18 protein-coding genes are annotated in these 21,972 nt (G+C 73.6%); 5 read left to right on the top strand and 13 right to left on the bottom strand.

The window, feature by feature from the left end; all coding sequences use genetic code 11:
- The first annotated feature begins 86 nt into the window (after window positions 1-86).
- A complete protein-coding gene (locus tag ACFFHU_RS05350; protein ID WP_377336319.1) occupies window positions 87-659 on the top strand; it encodes a DinB family protein in 573 nt (190 codons plus the stop codon).
- A gap of 131 nt (window positions 660-790) precedes the next feature.
- On the opposite strand, the gene ACFFHU_RS05345 is transcribed toward ACFFHU_RS05350, so the two are convergent.
- From ACFFHU_RS05345 to ACFFHU_RS05330, 4 genes are all read right to left on the bottom strand, one after another.
- Window positions 791-1,144, bottom strand: coding sequence for a hypothetical protein (locus ACFFHU_RS05345; RefSeq protein ID WP_377336317.1), 354 nt, complete (start codon window positions 1,142-1,144; stop codon window positions 791-793).
- A gap of 201 nt (window positions 1,145-1,345) precedes the next feature.
- Window positions 1,346-1,924, bottom strand: coding sequence for a histidine phosphatase family protein (locus ACFFHU_RS05340; protein ID WP_377336315.1), 579 nt, complete (start codon window positions 1,922-1,924; stop codon window positions 1,346-1,348).
- A 6-nt stretch (window positions 1,925-1,930) separates the two neighbouring features.
- Window positions 1,931-4,318: an ATP-binding cassette domain-containing protein gene (locus ACFFHU_RS05335; RefSeq protein ID WP_377336313.1), complete on the bottom strand. Its 2,388-nt coding sequence runs from the start codon at window positions 4,316-4,318 to the stop codon at window positions 1,931-1,933.
- Window positions 4,319-4,379: 61 nt separating this feature from the next.
- Window positions 4,380-4,736 (bottom strand): VOC family protein, encoded by a 357-nt coding sequence (locus ACFFHU_RS05330; protein ID WP_377336311.1) that lies wholly within the window; start codon window positions 4,734-4,736, stop codon window positions 4,380-4,382.
- 251 nt (window positions 4,737-4,987) lie between these two features.
- Between ACFFHU_RS05330 and ACFFHU_RS05325 the strand changes: the two genes are divergently transcribed.
- On the top strand, window positions 4,988-7,303 hold the full coding sequence (locus tag ACFFHU_RS05325) for a glycoside hydrolase family 3 N-terminal domain-containing protein (protein ID WP_377336309.1): 2,316 nt from the start codon (window positions 4,988-4,990) through the stop codon (window positions 7,301-7,303).
- A gap of 26 nt (window positions 7,304-7,329) precedes the next feature.
- Complete coding sequence (locus ACFFHU_RS05320) at window positions 7,330-9,432, top strand: cellulose binding domain-containing protein (protein ID WP_377336306.1); 2,103 nt, start codon at window positions 7,330-7,332, stop codon at window positions 9,430-9,432.
- Window positions 9,433-9,547: 115 nt separating this feature from the next.
- Here the strand turns inward: ACFFHU_RS05320 and ACFFHU_RS05315 are convergent, their stop codons facing one another.
- Both ACFFHU_RS05315 and ACFFHU_RS05310 read right to left on the bottom strand, forming a co-directional pair.
- A complete protein-coding gene (locus tag ACFFHU_RS05315) occupies window positions 9,548-10,045 on the bottom strand; it encodes a GNAT family N-acetyltransferase (protein WP_377336304.1) in 498 nt (165 codons plus the stop codon).
- 341 nt (window positions 10,046-10,386) lie between these two features.
- Window positions 10,387-12,045, bottom strand: a complete 1,659-nt coding sequence (locus tag ACFFHU_RS05310) for an HNH endonuclease signature motif containing protein (RefSeq protein WP_377336302.1) — start codon at window positions 12,043-12,045, stop codon at window positions 10,387-10,389.
- 588 nt (window positions 12,046-12,633) lie between these two features.
- Between ACFFHU_RS05310 and ACFFHU_RS05305 the strand changes: the two genes are divergently transcribed.
- Entirely contained in the window at window positions 12,634-13,617 is a 984-nt protein-coding gene (locus ACFFHU_RS05305; RefSeq protein ID WP_377336300.1) for a LacI family DNA-binding transcriptional regulator, read from the top strand.
- A 137-nt stretch (window positions 13,618-13,754) separates the two neighbouring features.
- On the opposite strand, the gene ACFFHU_RS05300 is transcribed toward ACFFHU_RS05305, so the two are convergent.
- From ACFFHU_RS05300 to ACFFHU_RS05270, 7 genes are all read right to left on the bottom strand, one after another.
- Window positions 13,755-14,105 carry a 4Fe-4S dicluster domain-containing protein gene (locus ACFFHU_RS05300; RefSeq protein ID WP_377336298.1) on the bottom strand — a complete coding sequence of 117 codons (351 nt, stop codon included), beginning with the start codon at window positions 14,103-14,105 and terminating at the stop codon, window positions 13,755-13,757.
- Window positions 14,102-15,769, bottom strand: a complete 1,668-nt coding sequence (locus ACFFHU_RS05295; protein ID WP_377336296.1) for an FAD-binding protein — start codon at window positions 15,767-15,769, stop codon at window positions 14,102-14,104. Before ACFFHU_RS05295 ends, ACFFHU_RS05300 begins: the two co-directional genes overlap by 4 nt.
- The gene (locus ACFFHU_RS05290; RefSeq protein WP_377336294.1) at window positions 15,766-16,758 is read right to left on the bottom strand and encodes an ABC transporter substrate-binding protein; all 993 of its coding nucleotides are present in this window, start codon (window positions 16,756-16,758) and stop codon (window positions 15,766-15,768) included. The genes ACFFHU_RS05295 and ACFFHU_RS05290 overlap by 4 nt, the downstream gene beginning before the upstream one ends.
- Window positions 16,755-17,192, bottom strand: a complete 438-nt coding sequence (locus tag ACFFHU_RS05285) for a 4Fe-4S binding protein (protein ID WP_377336292.1) — start codon at window positions 17,190-17,192, stop codon at window positions 16,755-16,757. The genes ACFFHU_RS05290 and ACFFHU_RS05285 overlap by 4 nt, the downstream gene beginning before the upstream one ends.
- Window positions 17,189-18,796, bottom strand: a complete 1,608-nt coding sequence (locus ACFFHU_RS05280; protein WP_377336290.1) for an FAD-dependent oxidoreductase — start codon at window positions 18,794-18,796, stop codon at window positions 17,189-17,191. Before ACFFHU_RS05280 ends, ACFFHU_RS05285 begins: the two co-directional genes overlap by 4 nt.
- Entirely contained in the window at window positions 18,793-19,407 is a 615-nt protein-coding gene (locus ACFFHU_RS05275; protein ID WP_377336288.1) for an ABC transporter ATP-binding protein, read from the bottom strand. Before ACFFHU_RS05275 ends, ACFFHU_RS05280 begins: the two co-directional genes overlap by 4 nt.
- Before the next feature lie 159 nt (window positions 19,408-19,566).
- Window positions 19,567-19,809 (bottom strand): hypothetical protein, encoded by a 243-nt coding sequence (locus ACFFHU_RS05270; RefSeq protein ID WP_377336286.1) that lies wholly within the window; start codon window positions 19,807-19,809, stop codon window positions 19,567-19,569.
- 597 nt (window positions 19,810-20,406) lie between these two features.
- Here ACFFHU_RS05270 and ACFFHU_RS05265 point away from each other — a divergent pair.
- A complete protein-coding gene (locus tag ACFFHU_RS05265) occupies window positions 20,407-21,939 on the top strand; it encodes a cellulase family glycosylhydrolase (protein WP_377336284.1) in 1,533 nt (510 codons plus the stop codon).
- The last annotated feature ends 33 nt before the right edge of the window (window positions 21,940-21,972 follow it).

Below are 21,972 nucleotides of genomic sequence, written 5' to 3'. Positions count from 1 at the left end.
GTACCGCCGCCGGGCCTTCACCCGTGGGCCCCCTGGTTGCCGCCGCCGGGTGCTTCCGCGGATGCCGGGCGTGGCAGACTCCGGGCATGGTCACCGCCGCCAAGGACGTGTTGAAGGACTACCTGCGGGGAGCCCGGGGCGTGCTGCTCTGGAAGCTGGACGGCCTGTCCGAGCGTGACCTGCGGTTGCCCCGCACGCCGACCGGCACCAACCTGCTGGGCATCGTCAAGCACGCGCTGCACACCGAGGTCGGCTACTTCGGCCCGACCTTCGGCCGGGAGTGGCCCACGCCGGACGAGCTCGTCCCCGCCGACGGCGCCGATCCGCAGGCCGACTGGTACGCCACCGAGACCGAGACCGCCGCCGGGGTCATCGACCTCTACCGGCGGGTGCAGGCGTTCGCCGACGAGACCGTCGACGCCCTGCCGCTGGACGCCGTCGGGCACGTCGCCCACTGGGGCAACGCTGAGGTGACGCTGCACGAGATCATGGTCCACACGATCGTCGACCTGCAGCGGCACGCCGGCCATGCCGACATCCTGCGCGAGCAGCTCGACGGCGCTGCGGGCCTGCTGCCAACGAACGGCAACCTCCCGGACGCCGCCGACTGGCCGGCCTACACCCGCCGGCTGACGGCGATCGCCAACCGGTTCGACTGAACCCGGTCCAGCGGTGCGGTGCCCGGGCGGTCGACCGCGGACGGCATGCCGCGGGACGGGCCCGTCTCACCCGTTGTCGCGACCGGCTCGCCGCACGCCTTGCGACGCACATCGATGGCAGGGGTGACCCCTCAGGCACGGTCGAGCCGGCCCGTTTCGGGCACGTCGAGTTCGAACCGGGCGCCGTAGTTTCCCTCGTAGCCGTAGTCCACGTTCTGCACCACGAGGCGTTCCGGGCTCGCCTCCACCAGCTGGACCGAGATGGGTTCGGCACGATCCGGCAGCCGCAGGACCCACCGGTCGGCGAGATAGCTCAGGCCCACCGAGTCGAGCACCGCCTCCGCGTCCGCACGATCGCCGGCCGCGCCGAGCCGGTAGCCGAACACCGTCACCGGCTCGAAGGCGCCGTCATCGACGGGTACGAGGTAGCCGAGCAGCTCGTCGTCGAGCTGCCGGCGGTGTGGGAGCCAGTGCTCAGGGATCATGCCCGCATGCTAGGCCGCCCCGGTCATCAAGGCCAAAGCGTTCCCCGGACACCACCGGGCCTTCCGGGCCGGGAGGTGGCGAGCGCACTGCGGTTGACGGTGCGCAACGCGGGTGCGCAAGCCGTCGAAGTGCGATGGGACAAGCCACATCTGTATCTGCGGTGACCGGGAGCGGTCAGCGGGGGTGCGGGACGGGAATACCTACGCTGCCAGGTGACCGGTGTCGTTGAAGCTGACCAGCACCGGCGGTCGCTCGGCATCCCAGCGCAGCACGGTGATGGCGCAGTTGGCCTGGTTGAGGCCGATCCAGCGCCACTCCGGGGCGTCGAGCACGTGCCGGACGAACCAGCCGATCACGAAGTTGTGCGTGATCAGCAGCTCGTGCCGGTCGGCGTCACCGGTCACCCCGAGGCGCGCCACGGCGGCCCGCAGGGCCCGCGCGTCGGTGTCGCGCTCATCCTCGGGTACGCCGTCGAGCCAGCCGTGCCACCGGTCCGGGTATGCGGAACGCCGTCCGGCGCTGGGCACCGGTGTCCGGTCGGCCACCAGGTCGCAGGGGTGCGGGCGTACCCCCGGAAGGTGGCCGGCGACGATGCCGGCGGTTTCGGCGGCCCGCGCCAACGGGCTGTGGTGGATCGCCGAGAAGGGCACCGGGGCGAGCCGCCGGCCGAGCCGATCGGCCTGCTCGCGGCCCAGCGGCGAGAGGCCACCGTCCGGGGCGTGGTCGGTGGCCGGGTCCTGCTCGCCGTGCCGGACCAGGTAGAGGGTGGTGCGGGACATCGGCGCTCAGCGCCCGACGTAGGCGGCCAGGTGTTCGCCGGTGAGCGTGGCACGCCCGGCGACCAGGTCGGCCGGGGTGCCCTCGAAGACGATCCGGCCGCCGTCGTGGCCGGCGCCGGGCCCCAGGTCGATGATCCAGTCGGCGTGCGCCATGACGGCCTGGTGGTGCTCGATGACGATGACCGACTTGCCGGCGTCGACCAGCCGGTCGAGCAGGCCGAGCAGCTGCTCGACGTCGGCCAGGTGCAGGCCGCTGGTCGGCTCGTCCAGGACGTAGACGCCGCCGTCGGCGCCCATGTGGGTGGCCAGCTTGAGCCGCTGCCGCTCGCCGCCGGAGAGCGTGGTGAGCGGCTGGCCCAGGCTGAGGTAGCCGAGGCCGACATCGGCGAGCCGGTCGAGGATCTTGTGCGCGGCCGGCGTGCGCGCCTCGCCGGCGCCGAAGAACGACTCGGCCTCGGTCACCGACATCCCGAGCACCTCGCTGATGTTCCGGCCGCCGAAGCGGTATTCCAGGACGGCGGCCTGGAACCGCCTGCCCTCGCACTCCTCGCAGGTGGTGGCCACCCCGGCCATCATGGCCAGGTCGGTGTAGATGACGCCGGCGCCGTTGCAGGTGGGGCAGGCGCCCTCCGAGTTGGCGCTGAACAGCGCCGGCTTCACCCCGTTGGCCTTCGCGAACGCCTTGCGGATCGGGTCGAGCAGCCCGGTGTACGTCGCCGGGTTGCTCCGCCGCGATCCGCGGATCGCGCCCTGGTCGATGGACACCACCCCGTCGCGCCCGGACACCGAGCCGTGGATCAGCGAGCTCTTGCCGGAGCCGGCCACCCCGGTGACGACGGTGAGCACCCCCAGCGGGATGTCGACGTCCACGTGCCGCAGGTTGTTCGTGGCCGCGCCGCGCACCGCCAGCTTCCCGGTGGGGGTGCGTACGGCCGGCTTCAGCGCCGCCCGGTCGTCCAGGTGCCGCCCGGTCAGCGTGCCGCTGCGGCGCAGCCCGGACACCGTGCCCGCGAAGACCACCTCGCCGCCGCCGGTGCCCGCGCCCGGGCCGAGGTCGACCACGTGGTCGGCGATCGCGATGGCCTCCGGCTTGTGCTCCACCACGAGCACCGTGTTGCCCTTGTCCCGCAACCGCAGCAGCAGCTGGTTCATCCGCTGGATGTCGTGGGGGTGCAGGCCGATCGTCGGCTCGTCGAAGACGTACGTGACGTCGGTGAGCGAGGAGCCGAGGTGGCGGATCATCTTGGTGCGCTGGGCCTCCCCGCCGGAGAGCGTGCCGGCCGGCCGGTCGAGGGAGAGGTAGCCCAGGCCGATCTCGGTGAACGAGTCCAGCAGGTGCTGCAGGCCGGTGAGCAGCGGGGCCACCGAGGGCTCGCGCAACTCGCGGACCCAGTCCGCCAGGTCGCTGATCTGCATGGCGCAGGCGTCGGCGATGCTCTTCCCATTGATCTTGGAGGATCGGGCCAGCGCGCTCAGCCGGGTGCCGTCGCACTCGGGGCAGACCGTGAACGTCACGGCCCGCTCCACGAAGGCGCGGATGTGCGGCTGCATGGCGTCGACGTCCTTGCTGAGCATCGACTTCTGGATCTTGGTAATCAGGCCCTCGTACGTGAGGTTGATGCCCTCGATCTTGACCCTGGTCGGCTCCTTGTGCAGCAGGTCGTGCAGCTCCCGCTTGGTGTATTTCCTGATCGGCTTGTCCGGGTCGAAGAAGCCGCAGCCGCGGAAGATGCGGCCGTACCAGCCGTCCATGGTGTAGCCCGGGATCGTCAGCGCGCCCTCGTTCAGCGACTTGCTGTCGTCGTACAGCGCGGAGAGGTCGAAGTCGGTGACCGACCCCATGCCCTCGCAGCGCGGGCACATCCCGCCGGTGATGCTGAAGCTGCGCCGCTCCTTGGTGGTGGCCTCGCCGCGCTCGACGGTGACCGCGCCCGCGCCGGAGATCGAGGCCACGTTGAACGAGAACGCCTGCGGCGAGCCGACGTGCGGCTGCCCGAGCCGGCTGAACAGGATCCGCAGCATGGCGTTGGCGTCGGTGGCGGTGCCGACCGTGGAGCGGGGGTTGGCGCCCATCCGCTCCTGGTCGACGATGATCGCGGTGGTCAGGCCCTCGAGCAGGTCGACCTCGGGCCGCGCCAGCGTCGGCATGAAGCCCTGGACGAAGGCGCTGTAGGTCTCGTTGATCATCCGCTGCGACTCGGCGGCGATCGTGGCGAACACCAGGGAGCTCTTGCCGGAGCCCGAAACGCCGGTGAACACGGTCAGCCGGCGCTTCGGAAGCTCGACGTTGACGTCCTTGAGGTTGTTTTCCCGCGCGCCGTGCACCCGGATGAGGTCGTGACTGTCGGCGGCGTGCGGCGCCGATCCGGTGTCCGTCCCCGTGGCCCTGCTCATCGTCGCTCCATCCGTTGTCCGGGTGCCGTTCGCGGGTTGAGACTACTGCCGGGGTCCGACATCACCGGTCCTGCAGCAGCCCCAACACGTTGCCGTCCGGATCGGTGACCGTGGCGACCCGGCGACCGGCGCCCACCTCCCGTACGGGGTCCTTCACGGTGGCGCCCGCGGCCGTCACCTCGGCCAGCTTCGCCTCGATGTCCGAAACGTGCCAGTACGCCACCGGTGAGGTCAGCTGCTCGGGCCCGCCGCCCGGCACCAGCCCGATCTGCTGGCCCGCGACCTCGTAGCCGACGTAGTAGCTCGAATCGCTCGTCGGCTCCGCGCCGAGCAGGGCGGTGTATACCGCCTTCGCGGCAGCCAGGTCGGAGACCGGGTGCAGCAGGGTCCTGACTCCCTCGGTGGACGGGTCAGTCATGATCACTCCTCGATTGGTGTCCTGGTCGTGGCCGGTGTCCCGGTCACGCCCACCACGCTAACCAGGGCCGCCGGGCCCGGGCTTCTTCAATCCTGATCGCTTCCCGGGAGGCCGGGCGGACGGCTCCGCGTACGGACGACCGAGGCGTCCGGGGCGCCGGCGAGGTGGGGTCGGACGAACTCATGGGCACGCTCCCACTGGTGGTGAGAGCGGTTGGCTCCTATCGTCAATGCATCGACGAAGGAGAATTGATGAACCGACCGGGTCCGTCTCGCCCACGCCGGGCCGCCGTGCTCGGCCTGGTGGCCGTCGCCGTGACCGTGGCCACCACCGCCTCCGCCCCGGCGGGCGCCACCTCGGCGCCGGCCCTGGCTGCCTACACGTACCCGTACCAGGATCCCGCCCGTAGCGTCCCGGAACGGGTGGCCGACCTGCTGGGCCGGATGAGCCTGGACGACAAGGTCGGGCAGATGACCCAGGCCGAGCGCGCGGCGGTGAGCACCTCGGACGTCACCACGTACCGGATCGGGTCGATCCTGTCCGGCGGCGGCTCGGCGCCGTCGCCGAACACCCCGGCCGGGTGGGCGGACATGTACGACGGCTTCCAGCGCGCCGCCCTGGCGGCGCCGCTGGGCGTCCCGATGATCTACGGCCTGGACGCCGTGCACGGCAACAACAACGTGTACGGCTCGACCGTCTACCCGCACAACATCGGGCTGGGCGCCACCCGCGACCCGGCCCTGGTCCAGCAGATCGGCCGGGCCACCGCGGAGGAGGTAACCGGGGCCGGCCTGGACTGGACGTTCGCCCCGTGCCTGTGCGTGGCCCGCAACGACCGGTGGGGACGCACGTACGAGTCGTTCGGCGAGAACCCCGACCTGGTGTCCTCGATGACCACCGTGGTGACCGGGCTGCAGGGCCCCACACTCGGCGGCCCCGCGTCCGTGCTGGCCACCGCGAAGCACTACCTCGGCGACGGCGGCACCACGGGCGGCACGGACCAGGGCAACACCCAGCTCAACGAGCAGGAGCTGCGCGCCGTCCACCTGCCACCGTTCAAGGCCGCCGTGGACCGCGGGGTCGGCTCGATCATGGTGTCGTTCAGCAGCTGGAACGGCGCGAAGATGAGCGGGAACCGGTACCTGCTCACCGACGTGCTCAAGGGTGAGCTGGGCTTCAAGGGCTTCCTCGTCTCCGACTGGGCCGCCATCGATCAGCTCGACGGCGCGCCCGGGTTCACCCAGCAGGAGGTCACCACCGCGATCAACGCCGGCCTCGACATGATCATGGTGCCGAACGACTACCAGCTGTTCATCGGCTACCTGAAGGCCGCCGCGCAGTCCGGCGCCGTGCCGATGTCCCGGATCGCCGACGCGGTCAGCCGCATCCTCACCAAGAAGTTCGAGCTGGGCCTCTTCGAGCACCCGTACGCGGACCGCTCCTACGCCTCGACCGTCGGCAGCCAGGCGCACCGCGACGTCGCCCGGCAGGCCGTGCGGGAGTCGCAGGTGCTGTTGAAGAACGACGGCGGCATCCTGCCGCTGGTGCGGACCGGCGGCAAGATCTTCGTGGCCGGGAAGAACGCCGACGACCTGGGCAACCAGGCCGGCGGGTGGACGATCTCCTGGCAGGGCAAGTCCGGCGCCACCATCCCGGGCACCACGATCCTGCAGGGCATCCGCAACGCCGTGGGCGGCGGGGCCACCGTCACGTACAGCAAGGACGGCTCGGGGATCGACGGCTCGTACCGGGCCGCCATCGCCGTGGTGGGGGAGACGCCGTACGCCGAGGGCGAGGGCGACCGGACCGGCTCGCTGGGCCTGGACAGCACCGACCTGGCCACGCTGCAACGGCTCAAGGCAGCCGGCGTACCGGTGGTGACCGTGCTGGTCTCCGGGCGGCCGCTGGACATCGCCGCGCAACTGCCCGACTGGCGCGCCCTGGTCGCGGCCTGGCTGCCCGGCAGCGAGGGCGCGGGCGTGGCCGACGTGTTGTTCGGCGCCTACGCCCCCACCGGCAAGCTGCCGATGACCTGGCCGGCGAGCGCGGGCCAGGAGCCGATCAACGACGGTGACGGCAGGACCGGGCTGTTCCCGTACGGGTACGGGCTGAGCTACGGCGCCGCGACGCCGAGCCCCACCCCGACCCCGACGCCGACGCCGACCGCGAGTCCCACCCCGACGGCCGGTCCCACGCCCACCGGCGGTCCCAGCCCCACCGGCGGGCCGACCACGCCGCCGCCGGGCGGCACGACCTGCCGGGTCGCCGCCACGGTGAACGCCTGGAGCACCGGGCTCACCGGGGACCTGACCATCACCAACACCGGTGGCTCGGCGGTGAACGGCTGGTCGCTGGGCTTCACCCTGCCCGGGGGCCAGACCATCGTCTCGGGCTGGAACGCCAGCTACGCGCCCAGTTCGGGTCAGGTGACCGCGAAGAACCTCTCCTACAACGCCGCCATCGCGCCGAACTCCTCGGTCGGCATCGGCTTCCAGGCCAACCACACCGGCAACACCGGCAAACCCACCGGCTTCACCCTGAACGGCGCCCCCTGCGCGGTCGGCTGACCGTGCCACCTGATGAAGGACCCCGCATGAGACGAACCACCACGGCCCTGGCCGTGCTGTCCCTCTCCCTCACCTGCCTGGCCGCCCCCATCCCGGCCGTGGCCGCCGCCCCCACCCTGGCCGTGGCCGCCGTCACCGCCCCGACCCGGGCGGTGGCCGCCGGCGACGCCGTCACGGTGACCGTCAACGCGCGGGCCGGGCTCGCGACCGTGCCGCAGACCGCGCTCGGCGTCAACCAGGCGATCTGGGACTCGAACCTCGGCACGGCCGAGACCTCGGACCTGCTCCGCGCGGCCGGCGTCAGGATGCTGCGCTACCCCGGCGGGTCGTACGCCGACATCTACCACTGGAAGACGCACACCGCGCCCGGCGGCTACGTGGCGCCGAACACCGACTTCGACACGTTCATGGCGGGCGCGCGCCGGGTCGGCGCCCAGCCGATGATCATCGCGAACTACGGCACCGGCACCCCGGCCGAGGCCGCCGACTGGGTCCGGTACGCCAACGTCACCAAGGGGTACGGCGCGAAGTACTGGGCGATCGGCAACGAGAACTACGGCAACGGGCTCTACGGCTCCGCGTGGGAGGCCGACGACCACGCCGACAAGAGCGCCACCCAGTACGCCAACCTGGTGGTCGCGTACGCCGACGCCATGAAGGCGGTCGACCCCACCATCAAGGTCGGCGCGGTGCTCACCATGCCGGCGAACTGGCCGGACGCGTTGAAGGCCGGCGCCGACCCGGGCCCGTGGAACTCCACCGTGCTCTCCATCGCCGGGCCGAAAATCGACTTCGTGGACGTGCACTGGTACCCGGGCGGCAGCGCCGCCGAGTCGCTGGCCCGCACCGCGCACATCACCGACGCCATGTATCTGCTGCGGCAGCAGCTCACCCGGTACGCGGGCGACAACGCGGGGCGGATCGGCATCAGCTTCACCGAGCTGAACGTCGGCACCGGCCAGGACACCCAACCGGGCGCGCTGTTCCTGGCCGACGCGTACAGCGGGCTGCTGGAGAACGGCGCCTTCACGGTCGACTGGTGGAATGTGCACAACGGCATCGGCACGGTGTCGACGGTGGCCGGCCAGACCGACTACGGCGACTTCGGGATGCTGTCCAGCGGCGGCTGCACGTCGGACGGCTCGGTCTGCGAGCCCCCGCTCAACACGCCGTTCGCGCCCTACCACGGGCTGTCCATGATGAACCTCTTCGCCCGGCCGGGCGACCAGCTCATCCGGGCCGGCACCGACGATCCGCTGGTGACCGCGCACGCCGCCCGGCGCGCCAACGGTGACCTCGCGGTGCTGCTGGTCAACAAGGACCCGGACAACGCGCACCCGGTCGCCATCGACTACGCCGGGTACGCCCCGGCCGCCGGCGCGCCGACCGGCTACACGTACACCAACGGCGCCACCGCGATCGCCAGCGCCACCGACGGCAGCGCCACCAGCCGCACGCTGCCGGCGTACTCGCTGACCACGCTGGTGCTGCACCCGGCCGCCGGCTCGACCGCCGGCCCCGCGGCACCGGGGCAGCCCCGGGCCGTGAACATCACCGACCGGGACGCCACCATCGAGTGGCCGGTGCCGCCGCCCGTCGGCGGCGTGCCACCGAAGATCGAGGTGTACGTGCAGAACGGCACCACCAGCGAGCAGGCCGGCGAGACGTCGGGCGGCTCGTTCACCATCCACAACCTCAACCCGGGCACCCGGTACACCGTCAACGTGCTGGCCCGGGACAACGCCGGCCGGGTCTCCTGGTCGTCGCCCCCGGTCACCTTCACCACCGGCAGCCCGGCGCAGAGCACCTGCACGGTCCGGTTCGCCGACACCAACGACTGGGGCAACGGCTACATCGGCGCCATCGACATCGTCAACAACGGCGCCGAACCGATCAACGGGTGGACCCTCACCTTCCGCTGGCCGACCGGCTGGCAGCAGGTCAGCAGCGGCTGGAACGGCACCTTCGCGCAGACGGGCCGGACCGTGAAGATCACCAACACGGCCGACAACCGGCTGCTGGCGGCGAACGGCGGCAGCGCGAGCGCCGGGTTCGTCGGCGCGTACAGCGGGCCGAACGTGCTGCCGACGGCGTTCACCCTGAACGGAACGGTCTGCTCCACCGGCTGACCCCGGCCCGGCGCCGGATTGGCGAGCCGCCCGGCGCCGGGTTGGCGAGCCGCCCGGCGCCGGGCTGCCCCGGACGCGCGTCCGTCGCCGCCGGATGCGGATGGCGCGGTTCGGTCTACGGGAGCCCGGCCGGGAGTTCATAAACGATCTCCAGGCCGTCCTCGTCGTCCCACTGTTCGCCGACCTTGCGGAAGCCGTACTGCAGGGCCAGTCGACAGGAGGGCAGGTTGTCTGGGCGGATGCTGACCCGTACCCGGCGGATGCTGGGTTCCTCCGCCGCCCGGGCCAGGAGCACCTCCAGCGCGGCACGCGCATAGCCACGACGTCGGTATGCCGGGTCGATGCGGTAACCGATCTCCACCATGCCTGCGCTATCCGGCGGTCCGTGGTAACCAGCCGCGCCAACGGCCAGGCGCCGGCCCTCGTCCCAGACGATGCCGGTAACCCACGCCGCGCTGGCCGGATCTTGCTCGAATTGCACGCTGCGCATCCGCCAGAGTCCATGACACTCCGGACCCGCCAGATAGGTCGAGACCGGCACCGGGCTTGCCGCGTTCGCCGCCGCGACGTCGCCCCGGGCCAGGGCAAGGAATGCCGGCCCATCCAGGTGCACAATGCGGACATCCGGCTTCGCGGGGGACGGGGAACCGCCGCGGGATGTTGTTCCATTCACGCGACAAGGCGTCCGGATCAACCCGGCCGATAGAAACGAATTTCCGCCCATGGGTGCAGCCGGACGCGCAGGGTTCGGCATGCCTGTCCGGCGTGGCCATGCGCTCGCCGCTGGGCCGGGCAGTGCGTGCGCTGACCGTGACCCGGCCATCGGTCCGCCGTTCAGCCTGGGACGTTGCTGGCGCTGGCGTACCCGATGGCATACCCGGCGCCGCACTGTGACTGTCCGACGGTGGCGCGCGTTGCCCAGTTCGTCACGTGGCGGTCTGGCGCTCGGTCCGGTCAGCAGCGCAGGTGAGAGTGATTGCGGCGAGGTAGCTGTCGCGGGTCGATCCAGGCCGGCGGCAGGAATTCGGGGAGTCCGTCCGGGGCGAGACGGGCCTGCCAATGGCCTTGATGGATGACCCGGTGGTGGTAGCGGCACAGCAGCACCGCGTTGGTCAGCGCAGTCGCCCCGCCGTCGGCCCAACTGCGCAGATGATGCCCATCGCACCAGCGTGGGGGGCGGTCGCAGCCCGGGAACGCGCAGCCGCGGTCGCGAAGCACCAGCGCCCGGCGCAGCGACCCGGTGAACAACCGCCGGGCCCGGCCCACGTCCAGCACCTGGCCGGCGCCGTCGAGCACCGCCGGCAGGATCGCCGCGTCACACGCCCACCGGCGTACCGTCTCGGCCGATAGCCGTGCCCCCGTGTCCAGGATGCCGGCGCCGAGACGGCCGGTCAGCGCGTCGATCCGGGTGGTGATCACCACCTGCGGTGGCTCACCCCCGTTGTCGGGCAGGCTGCCGCAGCGCAGGGAGAGTCGCAGCGCCTCACCGAGGGCGTCGTGGCGGCGTTGACCGGGACTGCGGTCGTCGCCCGGTCCGTTCGGGCCGGTGAGCGGGTCGAGGGCGGCGATCAGCATGCCGCCGGTCTCGGCATCGAGGGTGCCGCGCAGCCGCACCCCACCATCCGGGCCGACCGACACCGTGAGATCCCGCCGCCGGTCCAGCTCCCGCTCGAGCCGGCGCAGGGCCCGCCGGTCGGCCTCCTCCGCCGCCTGCGGCGCAACGTGCCACAGGATCCGGTCGGCGCACATCCGCAGCGCTCGCGGCTCCAACTCCGCCGCCTGGGCCAGCAGCATCCGCAGCGCCTTGCCGGCCACCACCGCCCCGGCCTCCCGCCGCGCTCCCTCCACCGCGACCGCCACTATCCGCGCCTGCTCCAGGCTCACCGCCCCAGCGATCACCGCCGCCCGCAGCACCGACCCGGCCGCCGCCCGGCCACATCCGAGCGCGCCCCGATCGACCGGCGGATCGGCGTCCGAGCCCGTGTGCCGATCGTCCACCCAGCGGCTGGCCGGGTCGGCGGCGGAAGCCGCGCTGGCCGCGTCGGTGCCGTCGGCCGCCCCGCACCGACCGGGGCCATCGCCGATGGCCGAACTGGCGCGCCCGTCCGGGCCGTCCTCCGGGCCGGCGTGCTCGCCGCCAGGGCCGCCCGACGCGAGCCCAAGGGCCGGACGGGCGCGCCCATCCGGGCCGTCCTCCGGGCCGGCGTGCTCGCCGCCAGGGCCGCCCGACGCGAGCCCAGCGGCCGGACCGGCGCGCCCATCGGCGTCGTCTTGCGGGCCGGCGTGGTCGTCACGGGCGCCATCCGGCCCGAGCCCGCCGGTCGGGTCGTCCGCATCGAGCCACGCCGCGTCCGCGACCAACCGCCGAGCCTCCGCAGCCGGAATCCGTAACCGATCCCGCATCCAGACCGCCGTCGATGAGGCGCCCTGCACCCGGGCCAGGCCCCGGCCGTCGACCTCCCGCACCACCGTCAACTTCGCCGCCGCCAGCAACCGCTCGGCCCGATGGATCGTGTCCAGGGTTGCGATCAAACCAGCGTCCGGCAGGGGCCAGACCGACGCGTCGGCACAGGCCCGCGCCGCCCGCATCACCCCTGCCGCCGCATCGATCACGATCCTCACGCTAGAACGGGCGTACGACAGACTCGGGCCGCCAGCCCGCCCCTCCACCGGCGGTTCCAGATGGTGCGGATTCGACCGCGCCGGGCCCGGAAAGCGGTGCGGTGCACCCGCCGGCCGACACCGGCACCCGCGCGGCCGCGCTCCGCGGGACGGCGCTGGGACGGCGATCGGCAGCACGGCGCTGGGCGGGACGGCGCGGCGGGCGGGACGGCGATCGGCAGCACGGCGCTGGGCGGGACGGCGCGGCGGGCGAGATGGCGATCGGCAGCACGGCGCTGGGCGGGACGGTGCGCCGGGCGAGACGACGATCCGCGCAGTGGCGGCCGGCGCAGCGGAGCGGCCGCATCGGCTCCGGGCGCCGGTACGCTCCCGGATCGCCCATTCGGGCGCGGTGGAGAGCGCGAGCGCTACCGCGCCGGCCGCCATGTAAGGCCGGCGCCACCGCGCCGGCCACCGTGTCGGGTCGAGAGCCATAGCGCCGGCCGCCACGTCGGGCCGCTGGGTGACGGACGCCGGTTCGCCGGGGCATCATTCGGTGATGTCCGGCGCGCCGCCCAGCGCCGGTGACGGGAGGCAGCGATGGCGGCGACACGGCCTACGGCCACCCTGGAGGACGTCGCCCGGCTCGCCGGGGTGTCCCGGTCCACCGCGTCCCGGGCCATCGCCGGGGGCAGCATCTCGCGCGCCGCGTACGACCGGGTGGCCGCGGCGGTGCGGCAGTTGGGGTACGTCCCCAACCAGGCGGCTCGGGCGCTGGCCCGGCGCACCGGCCTGCGGCTCGTGGTGGCCACCTCCGGGCCGAGCCCGGAGATCCTCGACGATCCGTACCTGGACCGGGTGGTGACGGCGGTCGCCCGGGTCTGCGCCGAGCACGACGTCGGGGTGGCCGCCGCGTGGCTGCCGCTGCGGCCGGGTCGCCAGCTGACCCGGCTCGTCGAGGACCCCGGCCTGGGCGGTGTCATCCTGATCAACCCGACCGGCTGGCTGGTCGACGTGCTCGCGACGCTGCTGCCCGGTCGGGTCGCGTCGATCGGGGTGGGCAACCCTGCGGTGCCGTCGTTCGACGTGGACAACGCGGCCGGAACGGCGGCGCTGGTCCAGCACCTGTACGCCGCGGGCCGGCGCCGGATGGCCATGGTGACCGGGCCGGGCTGGTTGCCGTGCGCCGCGCGTCCGGTCCGGGAGTACGGGCGGTTGATGCGCGCCGCCGGACTGCCGGTACGCCTGGTCGTGGGGGACTTCAGCGCCGATCGCGGCCGGGTGGCGGCCGGGGAGGTGCTACGCCGCTGGCCGGACACCGACGCCGTGCTCGGGGCGAGCGACGCCACGGCCCTCGGCGTGATCGCCGGGCTGCGCGATTGCGGCGTCCGGGTGCCCGACGACGTCGGGGTCACCGGATTCGACGACGTGCCGTTCGCGGCGCTGGCCGCCCCGGCGCTCACCACGGCCCGGCACCCCGTCACCGAAATCGCCACGGCAGCGGCACACGCCGTGCTGGGTCGCCTGCCGGGGCCGCCCGAGGTGCTCTTCCCGTCCCCCATGGTCCTCCGCGCCAGCGCCTGAGCCGGCCCGCTAAGGCCGACCGCCGGGTCCGCGAGGCCGACCGCCGGGTCCGCGAGCCCGACCGACCGCCGGGTCCGCGAGCCCGACCGCCCCGGCGCGGCCGGCGGGGGAGCGCCGGCCGCGCCACGCCGGCCGGGCTACACCTGGCCGGCCACCCGCGAGGTGAAGAGATGGTTGGTGTCCAGGCGGCTGCCGGGGATCCGGCCGCGTCCCCAGCCGATCGCCCTTCGGTACGCGCCGAACGCCCCGGCCGCGACCAGCGCGTCCTCGTCGGCGTACGCCGATCCGGCCGGGGCCGGGCCGGACAGCGGCGCCACGAACAGGGCGTCGGTGGGGCAGTACGCCTCGCACATGAAGCAGGTCTGGCAGTCGCCCTGCCGGGCGATCACCGGCACCCCGTCCGCGCCCCGGTCGAACACGTCCATCGGGCAGACCCGGACGCACAGATCGCAGGTCACGCAGCGGGGTCGGGAGACCACCTCGATCATGCCGCCACCGCCGTCCGGTCGGCGGCCGTCCACACCTCGTCCAGGCCGCCGCAGAGGATCCGGTGCGCCAAGGCGGGATCACTGCCCGGGGCGTCGTCCCGCCGGTGCATGCCGCGCGACTCCACCCGCGCCAGCGCGCTCCGGTACATCCAGCGAGCGTGCGCCGTCATGGCGGCGGCCTGCCGGGCCCGCAGCGCCTCCCGGCCCGTACCGCCGATTCCGGCCACGGCGGTCGACCAGATGTCGTCCAATCTGGACAGCGAGTCGACCAGCCCGGCGCCGGTCCGGAAGAAGTTGCGGGACAGCGGCGTCACCTCGGCGCGGACGGCGGCCACCACCTCGCCGACCGCCGTGCCGGCGGCAGCGAGCCCATCACGAGCCGCCGTGCCGGCGGGGCCGAGCCCAGCGCGGCCCACCGCACCTGTCGGGGCCCCCACATGGCGGCCGGCCGTGCCGGCGGGAGCCAGCCCGGCCGTGCCGGCCGGCAGCACGTGCCGCGGCGCCGGATGCCGGCGGCCGTACGACGCGGCGGCCACGCCGGCCCAGGCGCCCGAGGAGATCGCCCAGGCGGCGTTGTAGCTGCCGCCGCCGCTGATGGCCCCGGTCACCGGCTCCCGGCTGGCCACATCGCCGGCGGCGTACAGACCGCGGGTCCCGGTGGCGCAGTCACCGCCGGTCAGCCGCAACCCGCCGGTGCCCCGTACGGTGCCCTCCAGCACGAACCGCAGCGGGTAGGGCTGGGTGAACGGGTCGATCCCGGCCTTGTCCAGCGGAAGGAAGTAGTTCGGCTGGGCCCGCCTGGCCAGCGGCCGCAGCTGTTCGGGCGCCTTGTCGAGGATGGCGTGGATGGTCTCGCCGGCCGCCGCCCGCCGGGCCAGCTCGACCCGGCCGGTCAACCCGTCCGCGGGGATCACCCGGCCGTCCTCGCCGTAGTACGTGGCGAACTGCATCATCAGGCCCTTGGTGTGGTTGCCGAAGGCGGGCGACAGCGCGTACGCGCAGGAGAACTCCATGCCGGAGAGGACGGCGCCCACCTCGGCGGCCATCAGGTGCCCGTCGCCGGTGTCGACGTTCAGCCCGAACGCTCCGGACAGGAAGGCGCAGCCGCCGGTGGCCAGCACCACCGCCCCGGCGCGGACCCGCCAGGGCGCGCCGCCGTCCTGCCGCGCGATCCCCGCCGCGCCGGCCACCGCGCCGTCGGGGGTGACCAGCAGCTCCAGCGCGGGATGGTGATCGAGCACCCGCACCCCCGACCGGAGCACCTTGCGGCGCATCCGGCGCAGGTACTCCGGACCCTGTAGCGACGATCGCCGCTGCACCCCGTGCTCGTCGACCGGGAACGGATAACCCCAGTCGGCCAACTGCTCGACCCGCCGCCAGGTCTCGTCGAGAACCCGCAGGCTCACACCCGGGTCGGTGAGCTGACCGGCCGCGACCGCCCGCCGGGCGACGGCCCGGGCGCGTTCCGGCCCGGGCGGCACATGCCACAGGTTGTTGCCGCCGGAGGCCGCGGCGCCGCTGGTGCCGCAGTAGCCCTTGTCGGCCAGCACGACGGCCGCGCCGGCAGCGGCGGCCGTCACGGCCGCCCACGTGCCGGCCGGGCCGCCCCCCAGCACCAGCACGTCGGTACGGAGTTCGCTCGGCGCATCGGTGGCGGCGGTCATGGCTGCCGTGCCTCCGGGGCGATCCAGTCGTCGACGCTGAAGTCCTTCGCCACCAGCTTCTGGCCGACCAGGAAATCCTTCGTGCCCTTGAGCAGGGTCAGGCCGGCGTCGGTGAACGGGGTGTCCGGCAGCTGCTCGCGCAGCACGCTCCGGCGCACGATGTCGGCGCCGAACGGACCGAGGTCCACGTTGAACGCCAGATAGTCCGGCCAGCCCGCCTTGGCCTGCCGGGTGGCCTCGGTCTGCGCCTGCTGCCAGGCCCGGATGAGCGGGGCGTGCCGGCGCCGGGTGGTCTCGGTGACCACCGTGGCGCTGGTGCCGAGATACCGCGGCCGGGCCTTGGAGGCCAGCTCCAGCAGCGGGTAGCCCTTGGCCTGGAAGGCGTACGCGTAGTTGGCCGGCACGGCGGCCGCGTCGACGCTGCGCTTCGCGAGCGCGGCCTCGGTGTCGGTGCTGTAGACGTGCACGATCCGCCGCGGTTTGACACCCAGATCGGCGAGCGCGCCCAGCAGGTAGCGGTGGATGTACGACCCGGTCTGGGTGGCGATCACCTTGTCGTTCAGGTCGCGCAGCGACGACACCCCGCCGGGCACGGTGACGATCCCGGCGTCGTTGCCGACGAGCGACTCGGCGATCAGCCGGGTCGGCTGGCCGGCGCCCCGGGCCACCAGGGCCGGGGTGTCGCCATAGCTGGCCAGGTCCAGCTTGCCGCCGACCAGCGCCTGGTTGAGATCCGGCCCGTTCGGAAAGGTGTAGACCTCGATCTTCTCGACGTGCGCGGCGGCCAGCAGCGGCAGCAGCTTGTTCTGGGCGTGCAGCCAGCCCACCGGCCCGGTGAGCCGGTTCCGGCTGCCGATCGTGCCGATCCGCAGCGTCCAGGCCGCGTCGGAGGCGCCGCTCGCGGCGTCCGCGCCGCAGCCGCCGGCAGCGGCGGCGACGCCGCCGAGCAGGGCGAGGGCCAGGACGGATCGTCGGGACAGGTGGCTCATGTGTCGCCCTTCCGGGAGGTGGCCGGCGCGGAGGTCGCCGGTGCGGAGGTGGTCGGTACGGACGTGGCGGGGGCGGAGGTGGTCGGTGCGGAGCCGGCCGGGGCGGGACCGAGGCCCGGCCCGAGCGCGAGCCGGGCGCCGGGGATCCGGCCATGTCCCCAGCCGATGCCGGCGCGGTAGCTGCCGAGCAGGCCGGCGGCCGCCAGGTGCGCCTCGTCGCGCAGCGGGTCGTCGTCGGCGAGCGGCGTGGTGTGCGGCGCCACGAACAGCGCGTCGGTGGGGCAGTACGCCTCGCACATGAAGCAGGTCTGGCAGTCGCCCTGCCGGGCGACCACCGGCACCCCGTCGGCGCCCCGGTCGAACACGTTGGTGGGGCAGGCCTCGATGCAGCGGTCGCAGCTGATGCACCGGGTGGGCGAGACGAGCTCGATCACGCCGCCACCGCCAAGTCGAGCGGGGTGTGCGGGCGTACGGGATCGGGCGCCGACCACAGCTCGTCGAGGCCGCCCACCACCAGGCGGTGCCGGGACTCCGGGTCCGGTTCCGGGTGGTCCAGCCGCTTGTGCATGCCCCGGGTCTCGGGCCGGGCCAGCGCCGCCGTGTACATCCACCGGGCGTGCGCCACCATCGCGGCGGCCTGCCGGGACCAGAGCGCGTCGATGCCGGTGCCGTGCAGCCCTTCCCGACCCAGCCGCCAGGCGTCGTCCAGGACCGCCAGCGAGTCCGCCAGCACCGGACCGCGCCGCAGGTAGTTCCGGTCGTACGGGTGGGTGTGCGCCTGGACCGCGCGGACCAGCTCGCGGTGGTCCGCCCCGCCGCCCGGGGCGCCGGTCGGGCGCAGCCCCGCCGCGCCGGCCGGCACCAGCCGGCGCCGGTGCGCGCGCGGCCCGACGGCCCAGGCGAAGATGGCGGCCGCCTTGCCGGCCCAGGTTCCCGACGACATCGCCCAGGCCGAGTTGTGCGAGCCGCCGCCGGTGAACCCGCCGCAGATCAGCTCGCGGGTCGCCGCGTCGCCCGCGACGTACAGCCCCGGGACCCCGGTGGAGCAGTCCGGGCCGGCCACCCGGATCCCACCGGTGCCCCGCACGGTGCCCTCCAGCAGCAGGGTGATCGGGAACCGGTCGGTGAACGGGTTGATCCGCATCCGGTCGAAGGGCAGGAAGAAGTTGGGCTGGCCCAACCGCATGGCGGCCTGCACCTGCGCGTCGGCCCGGTCCAGCCGGCAGAACACCCGCTCGGCCAGCAGCGCCCGGGCGATCACCGACCGCCCGCGCTGGCTGCCCGCGCCCTCCAGGACAGAACCGTCCGGGCGGTAGAAGGTGGCGTACGTGTAGTACGCCGTCTTGGTCACCGAGGAGAACTCCGGCGCGATGGCGTACGCGTTGGAGAACTCCATCCCGGACAGCACCGCGCCCACCTCGGCGGCCATCAGCGCACCGTCGCCGGTGTTGACGTCGCAGCCGAGCGCGCGGGACAGGAACGCGCAGCCACCGGTGGCCAGGACCACCGCTCCGGCCCGTACCCGGTAGTCCTGACCCTGCTGGCGACGCAACCCGGCGGCCCCGGCAACCGCGCCGGCGCCCGTGGTCAGCAGCTCCAGCACCGGACTGTGGTCGAGGATGCGCACCCCGGACCGCTTGAGCCAGGCCCGCATCCGGCGCATGTACTCCGGACCCTGCAGCCCGCGGCGGACCTCGGTGCCGTCCGCGGCGGTGGGGAACGGATACCGGCCCGCGGCGGCCAGCTCGTTGATGTTCGCGTACGTCTGGTCCAGCACCCGGGCCATCCAGCGCCGGTCGGACAGGTGGCCGTTGAGGTTCTCCCGGCTGGCCATGGCCGACTCCCGGGCGGCGGGCTCGGGCGGGACGTACCAGACGCCGGTGCCGGCCGAGGCGGTCGCGCCGCTGGTGCCGCAGTAACCCTTGTCCGCCAGGATCACGTCGCTGCCGGCCTGCGCGGCCTTCAGCGCTGCCCATGCGCCGGCCGGGCCGCCGCCGATCACCAGCACGTCCGCCGTCAGGTCCAGGATCTCCGTCATCGCTCCTCCTCGGGTGTGGCGACCCCCAGCGCGGCCAGCAGCCGCCGGCGCAACGCGACGAATCGGGGGTGTCCGATGGCGCGAGGTCGAGGCAGGTCGACGTCGACCGACTCGACGATGTGTCCGTCGGCCAGCAGCAGGGCCCGATCGGCGAGCAGGAGCGCCTCCTCCACGTCGTGGGTCACCAGCAGCACGGCCTGGCGGTGTTCGGTCCACAGCTGGGCCACCAGCGCCTGGGCCCGCAGCCGGGTCAGCGCGTCGAGCGCGCCGAACGGCTCGTCCAGCAGCAGCAGCTCGGGGGTCCGGACCAGGGCCCGGGCCAGCGCCACCCGCTGCGACTCGCCGCCGGAGAGCGTGCCCGGCCACGCGTCGGCCCGGTCGGCGAGGCCGACCTCGGCCAGCGCCCGCAGCGCGCGGTCCCGTGGATGGCCGCCGGCGACCCCGAGGGTGACGTTGCGCCAGACCCGGCTCCAGGGCAGCAGCCGGTGCTCCTGGAAGACGATGGCGGTCCGGTCGGGCGTCCGCAGCTCGCCGGTGGCATCGGGATCGAGGCCGCCGAGGACCCGCAGCAGGGTGGTCTTGCCGCTGCCGCTGGCCCCGAGCAGCGCCACGAATTCGCCCGCCCGGATGTCGAGGTCGACGCCGCGCAGGATGGGCCGGCCGGAAGGACCGCCGGATGTCCCGGGCCCGGACGGCGGTGCGGGTTCCGGCCGCGAGGGCCTCGGCGCGGGTTCCGGTGGCTTCGGCGGGGACGGCTCCGGTGGTCGCGGTCATCCGGCGATCCCCTCGAAGCCGCGCCGCCAGGACAGGAAGCGGTGTTCCAACACCCGGACGAGCAGGTCGGTGGCCAGCCCGAGCAGGGCGTACCGCAGCAGCGGCCGCCACCGTCCGCCCCGGCTGCGCGGCGGCGCGGACCGGCGTGGCGCGGGCGCGGCCTCCGCCGGGGGCGGCCGGACCCCGGCCGGATCGGCCGTGCCGACCGGTTCGGCGGGTACGAGGGTACGCAGAGCCATCGTGAGGAACTCCTCGGTGTTTCGGCGGTGATGCCCGGTCCACAGGGGACGGTGGCGGGGACGCGGAAGCGGCCGGAGGACCGGCGCGAAGGTGTGGTGCGGCGGACCGGCGGCGGCGCGCGGTTGCCGGTGCGGCCGGCCAGCGGGCGCCGCGTGGGCGACGGAGGATCGGCGGGCGGTGCGGCGGCGACGGACGATCGGCGGGGCTGCGCGCCGGACGATCGAGGAGCGGCGCGCCGGACGATCGGCGGGCGGCGCGCCGCCGGCGACAGGTCAGACGGGCCGACCCGGGCCGGTCAGGGGATGGTCGGTGCCGGCGTCAGCGCCGACACAGCGCGCTGCTGACGCGCCGGAAGTCGACGTGCCGGCGGAGAATCGCCGGGTTCCTGAACATGACCTCAGTACAGGCCGGCTGACCGCTCCGGTCAATAACCGTCTTAGCCGATGGGAATTGTGGGTTACCGGCGGCGCCGGCGGTCTGTTGCGGATCGACCACCGCGCATGGATACTTTGGGCGGTTTCATGAGCCGGACGTCGAGGCCCAGGGCAGCCTCACCAACGAGCGCGCGCGTGCGCGCCGACGTTCGAGGAGATCCGTTGAAACGCATCACCGCCATCGCGGCGGCCGGCATCCTGACGACCGGTGTCGGGGTGGCCCTCTCGCCCCACGCGTTCGCCGCGGCCGGATGCCGGGCCGACTACACGGTCACCAACCAGTGGGCGGGCGGCTTCCAGGCCAACATCCAGCTCACCAACCTGGGCGACCCGGTCAGCAACTGGACGCTGGCGTTCGACTTCGTCGATCCGGCGCAGAAGATCACCCAGGGCTGGAACGCCAACTTCAGCCAGTCCGGCAGCCACATCACGGCCACCAGCTACAGCTGGAACGGCAACCTGGGCAGCAACGCGTCGGTGTCGATCGGCTTCCTCGGCTCCTGGTCCGGCATCAACCCGCCGGGCTACCACCTCCTGCTGAACGGGACGGCCTGCACCGGCAGCACCCCGCCGCCCACCACCGCGCCGCCCAGCACCCCGCCGCCGACGACCGCGCCGCCCAGCACCCCGCCGCCCACGAGCGCGCCGCCGAGCACCCCGCCGCCGAACAACGGCGCCGCGCCGGCGCTGCACGTCTCCGGTAACCGCCTGGTGACCGCGAGCGGTGCCACGTACCGGCTGCTCGGGGTGAACCGGTCCGGCGGCGAGTTCAGCTGCATCCAGGGCTACGGCATGTGGAACGGCCCGATGGACCAGGCGTCGATCACCGCCATGCGGTCCTGGAAGGTGCGCACCGTACGGGTGCCGCTCAACGAGGAGTGCTGGCTGGGCACGGCCGACGTGCCGGCCGGCGGCACCACCGGCGCGGCGTACCAGACCGAGGTGAAGAACTACGTCAACCTGCTGATCGCCAACGGCATCACCCCGATCGTGGAGATGCACTGGAACTACGGCCAGTACGGCGGCCAGGGCGCCGGCTGCTCGGACGTGAAGGCGACGTGCCAGAAGCCGATGCCGGACGCGCAGTACGCGCCGCAGTTCTGGACCGGGGTGGCCAACGCGTTCAAGGGCAACGACGCGGTGGTGTTCGACCTGTTCAACGAGCCGTACCCGGACGCCGCGGCGAACTGGGACAGCACGGCCGGCTGGAAGTGCTTCCGGGACGGCGGCGCCTGCACCGGCATCGGCTACCAGGTGGCCGGCTTCCAGAGCCTGGTCAACGCCGTCCGCGCCACCGGGGCCACCAACGTGGTGATGGTGGGCGGCCTGAGCTGGTCCAACAAGCTCGACCAGTGGTTGCAGTACCGGCCCACCGACCCGAAGAACAACCTCATGGCGTTCGCGCACGTCTACAACTTCAACGCCTGCGTCGACACCGCCTGCTGGGACCGCGAGTGGGCGCCGGTGGCCGCCCAGGTGCCGCTGGTGCTCAGCGAGATCGGGGAGAACGACTGCGCGCACGGCTTCATCGACCAGGTGATGGCCTGGGCCGACGCGCACGGCGTGAGCTACCTCGGCTGGACCTGGAACAACTGGGACTGTTCCTCCGGCCCGTCGCTGATCACCGACTACAACGGCACCCCCACCGCCTTCGGGCAGGGCCTCAAGAACCACCTGGCGACGGTCTCGAACTGAACCTTCCGCCCGAGCGTGTCGCCCGCGCGGCGG

This window comes from Plantactinospora siamensis (assembly GCF_042434095.1).
In the GTDB taxonomy this organism is placed as follows: domain Bacteria; phylum Actinomycetota; class Actinomycetes; order Mycobacteriales; family Micromonosporaceae; genus KBS50.
Note: the sequence above shows the minus strand (reverse complement) of the source record. Positions and strands in the feature narration are given on the sequence as shown.

Excerpts from the sequence above, each read along its gene's own strand:
- ACFFHU_RS05320 (WP_377336306.1), top strand. The coding sequence starts at position 7,330 with ATGAGACGAACCACCACGGCCCTGGCCGTGCTGTCCCTCTCCCTCACC.
- ACFFHU_RS05280 (WP_377336290.1), bottom strand. The coding sequence starts at position 18,796 with ATGACGGAGATCCTGGACCTGACGGCGGACGTGCTGGTGATCGGCGGC.
- ACFFHU_RS05330 (WP_377336311.1), bottom strand. The coding sequence starts at position 4,736 with ATGACTGACCCGTCCACCGAGGGAGTCAGGACCCTGCTGCACCCGGTC.
- ACFFHU_RS05340 (WP_377336315.1), bottom strand. The coding sequence starts at position 1,924 with ATGTCCCGCACCACCCTCTACCTGGTCCGGCACGGCGAGCAGGACCCG.
- ACFFHU_RS05290 (WP_377336294.1), bottom strand. The coding sequence starts at position 16,758 with ATGAGCCACCTGTCCCGACGATCCGTCCTGGCCCTCGCCCTGCTCGGC.
- ACFFHU_RS05295 (WP_377336296.1), bottom strand. The coding sequence starts at position 15,769 with ATGACCGCCGCCACCGATGCGCCGAGCGAACTCCGTACCGACGTGCTG.
- ACFFHU_RS05305 (WP_377336300.1), top strand. The coding sequence starts at position 12,634 with ATGGCGGCGACACGGCCTACGGCCACCCTGGAGGACGTCGCCCGGCTC.
- ACFFHU_RS05350 (WP_377336319.1), top strand. The coding sequence starts at position 87 with ATGGTCACCGCCGCCAAGGACGTGTTGAAGGACTACCTGCGGGGAGCC.
- ACFFHU_RS05345 (WP_377336317.1), bottom strand. The coding sequence starts at position 1,144 with ATGATCCCTGAGCACTGGCTCCCACACCGCCGGCAGCTCGACGACGAG.
- ACFFHU_RS05300 (WP_377336298.1), bottom strand. The coding sequence starts at position 14,105 with ATGATCGAGGTGGTCTCCCGACCCCGCTGCGTGACCTGCGATCTGTGC.
- ACFFHU_RS05325 (WP_377336309.1), top strand. The coding sequence starts at position 4,988 with ATGAACCGACCGGGTCCGTCTCGCCCACGCCGGGCCGCCGTGCTCGGC.
- ACFFHU_RS05270 (WP_377336286.1), bottom strand. The coding sequence starts at position 19,809 with ATGGCTCTGCGTACCCTCGTACCCGCCGAACCGGTCGGCACGGCCGAT.
- ACFFHU_RS05335 (WP_377336313.1), bottom strand. The coding sequence starts at position 4,318 with ATGAGCAGGGCCACGGGGACGGACACCGGATCGGCGCCGCACGCCGCC.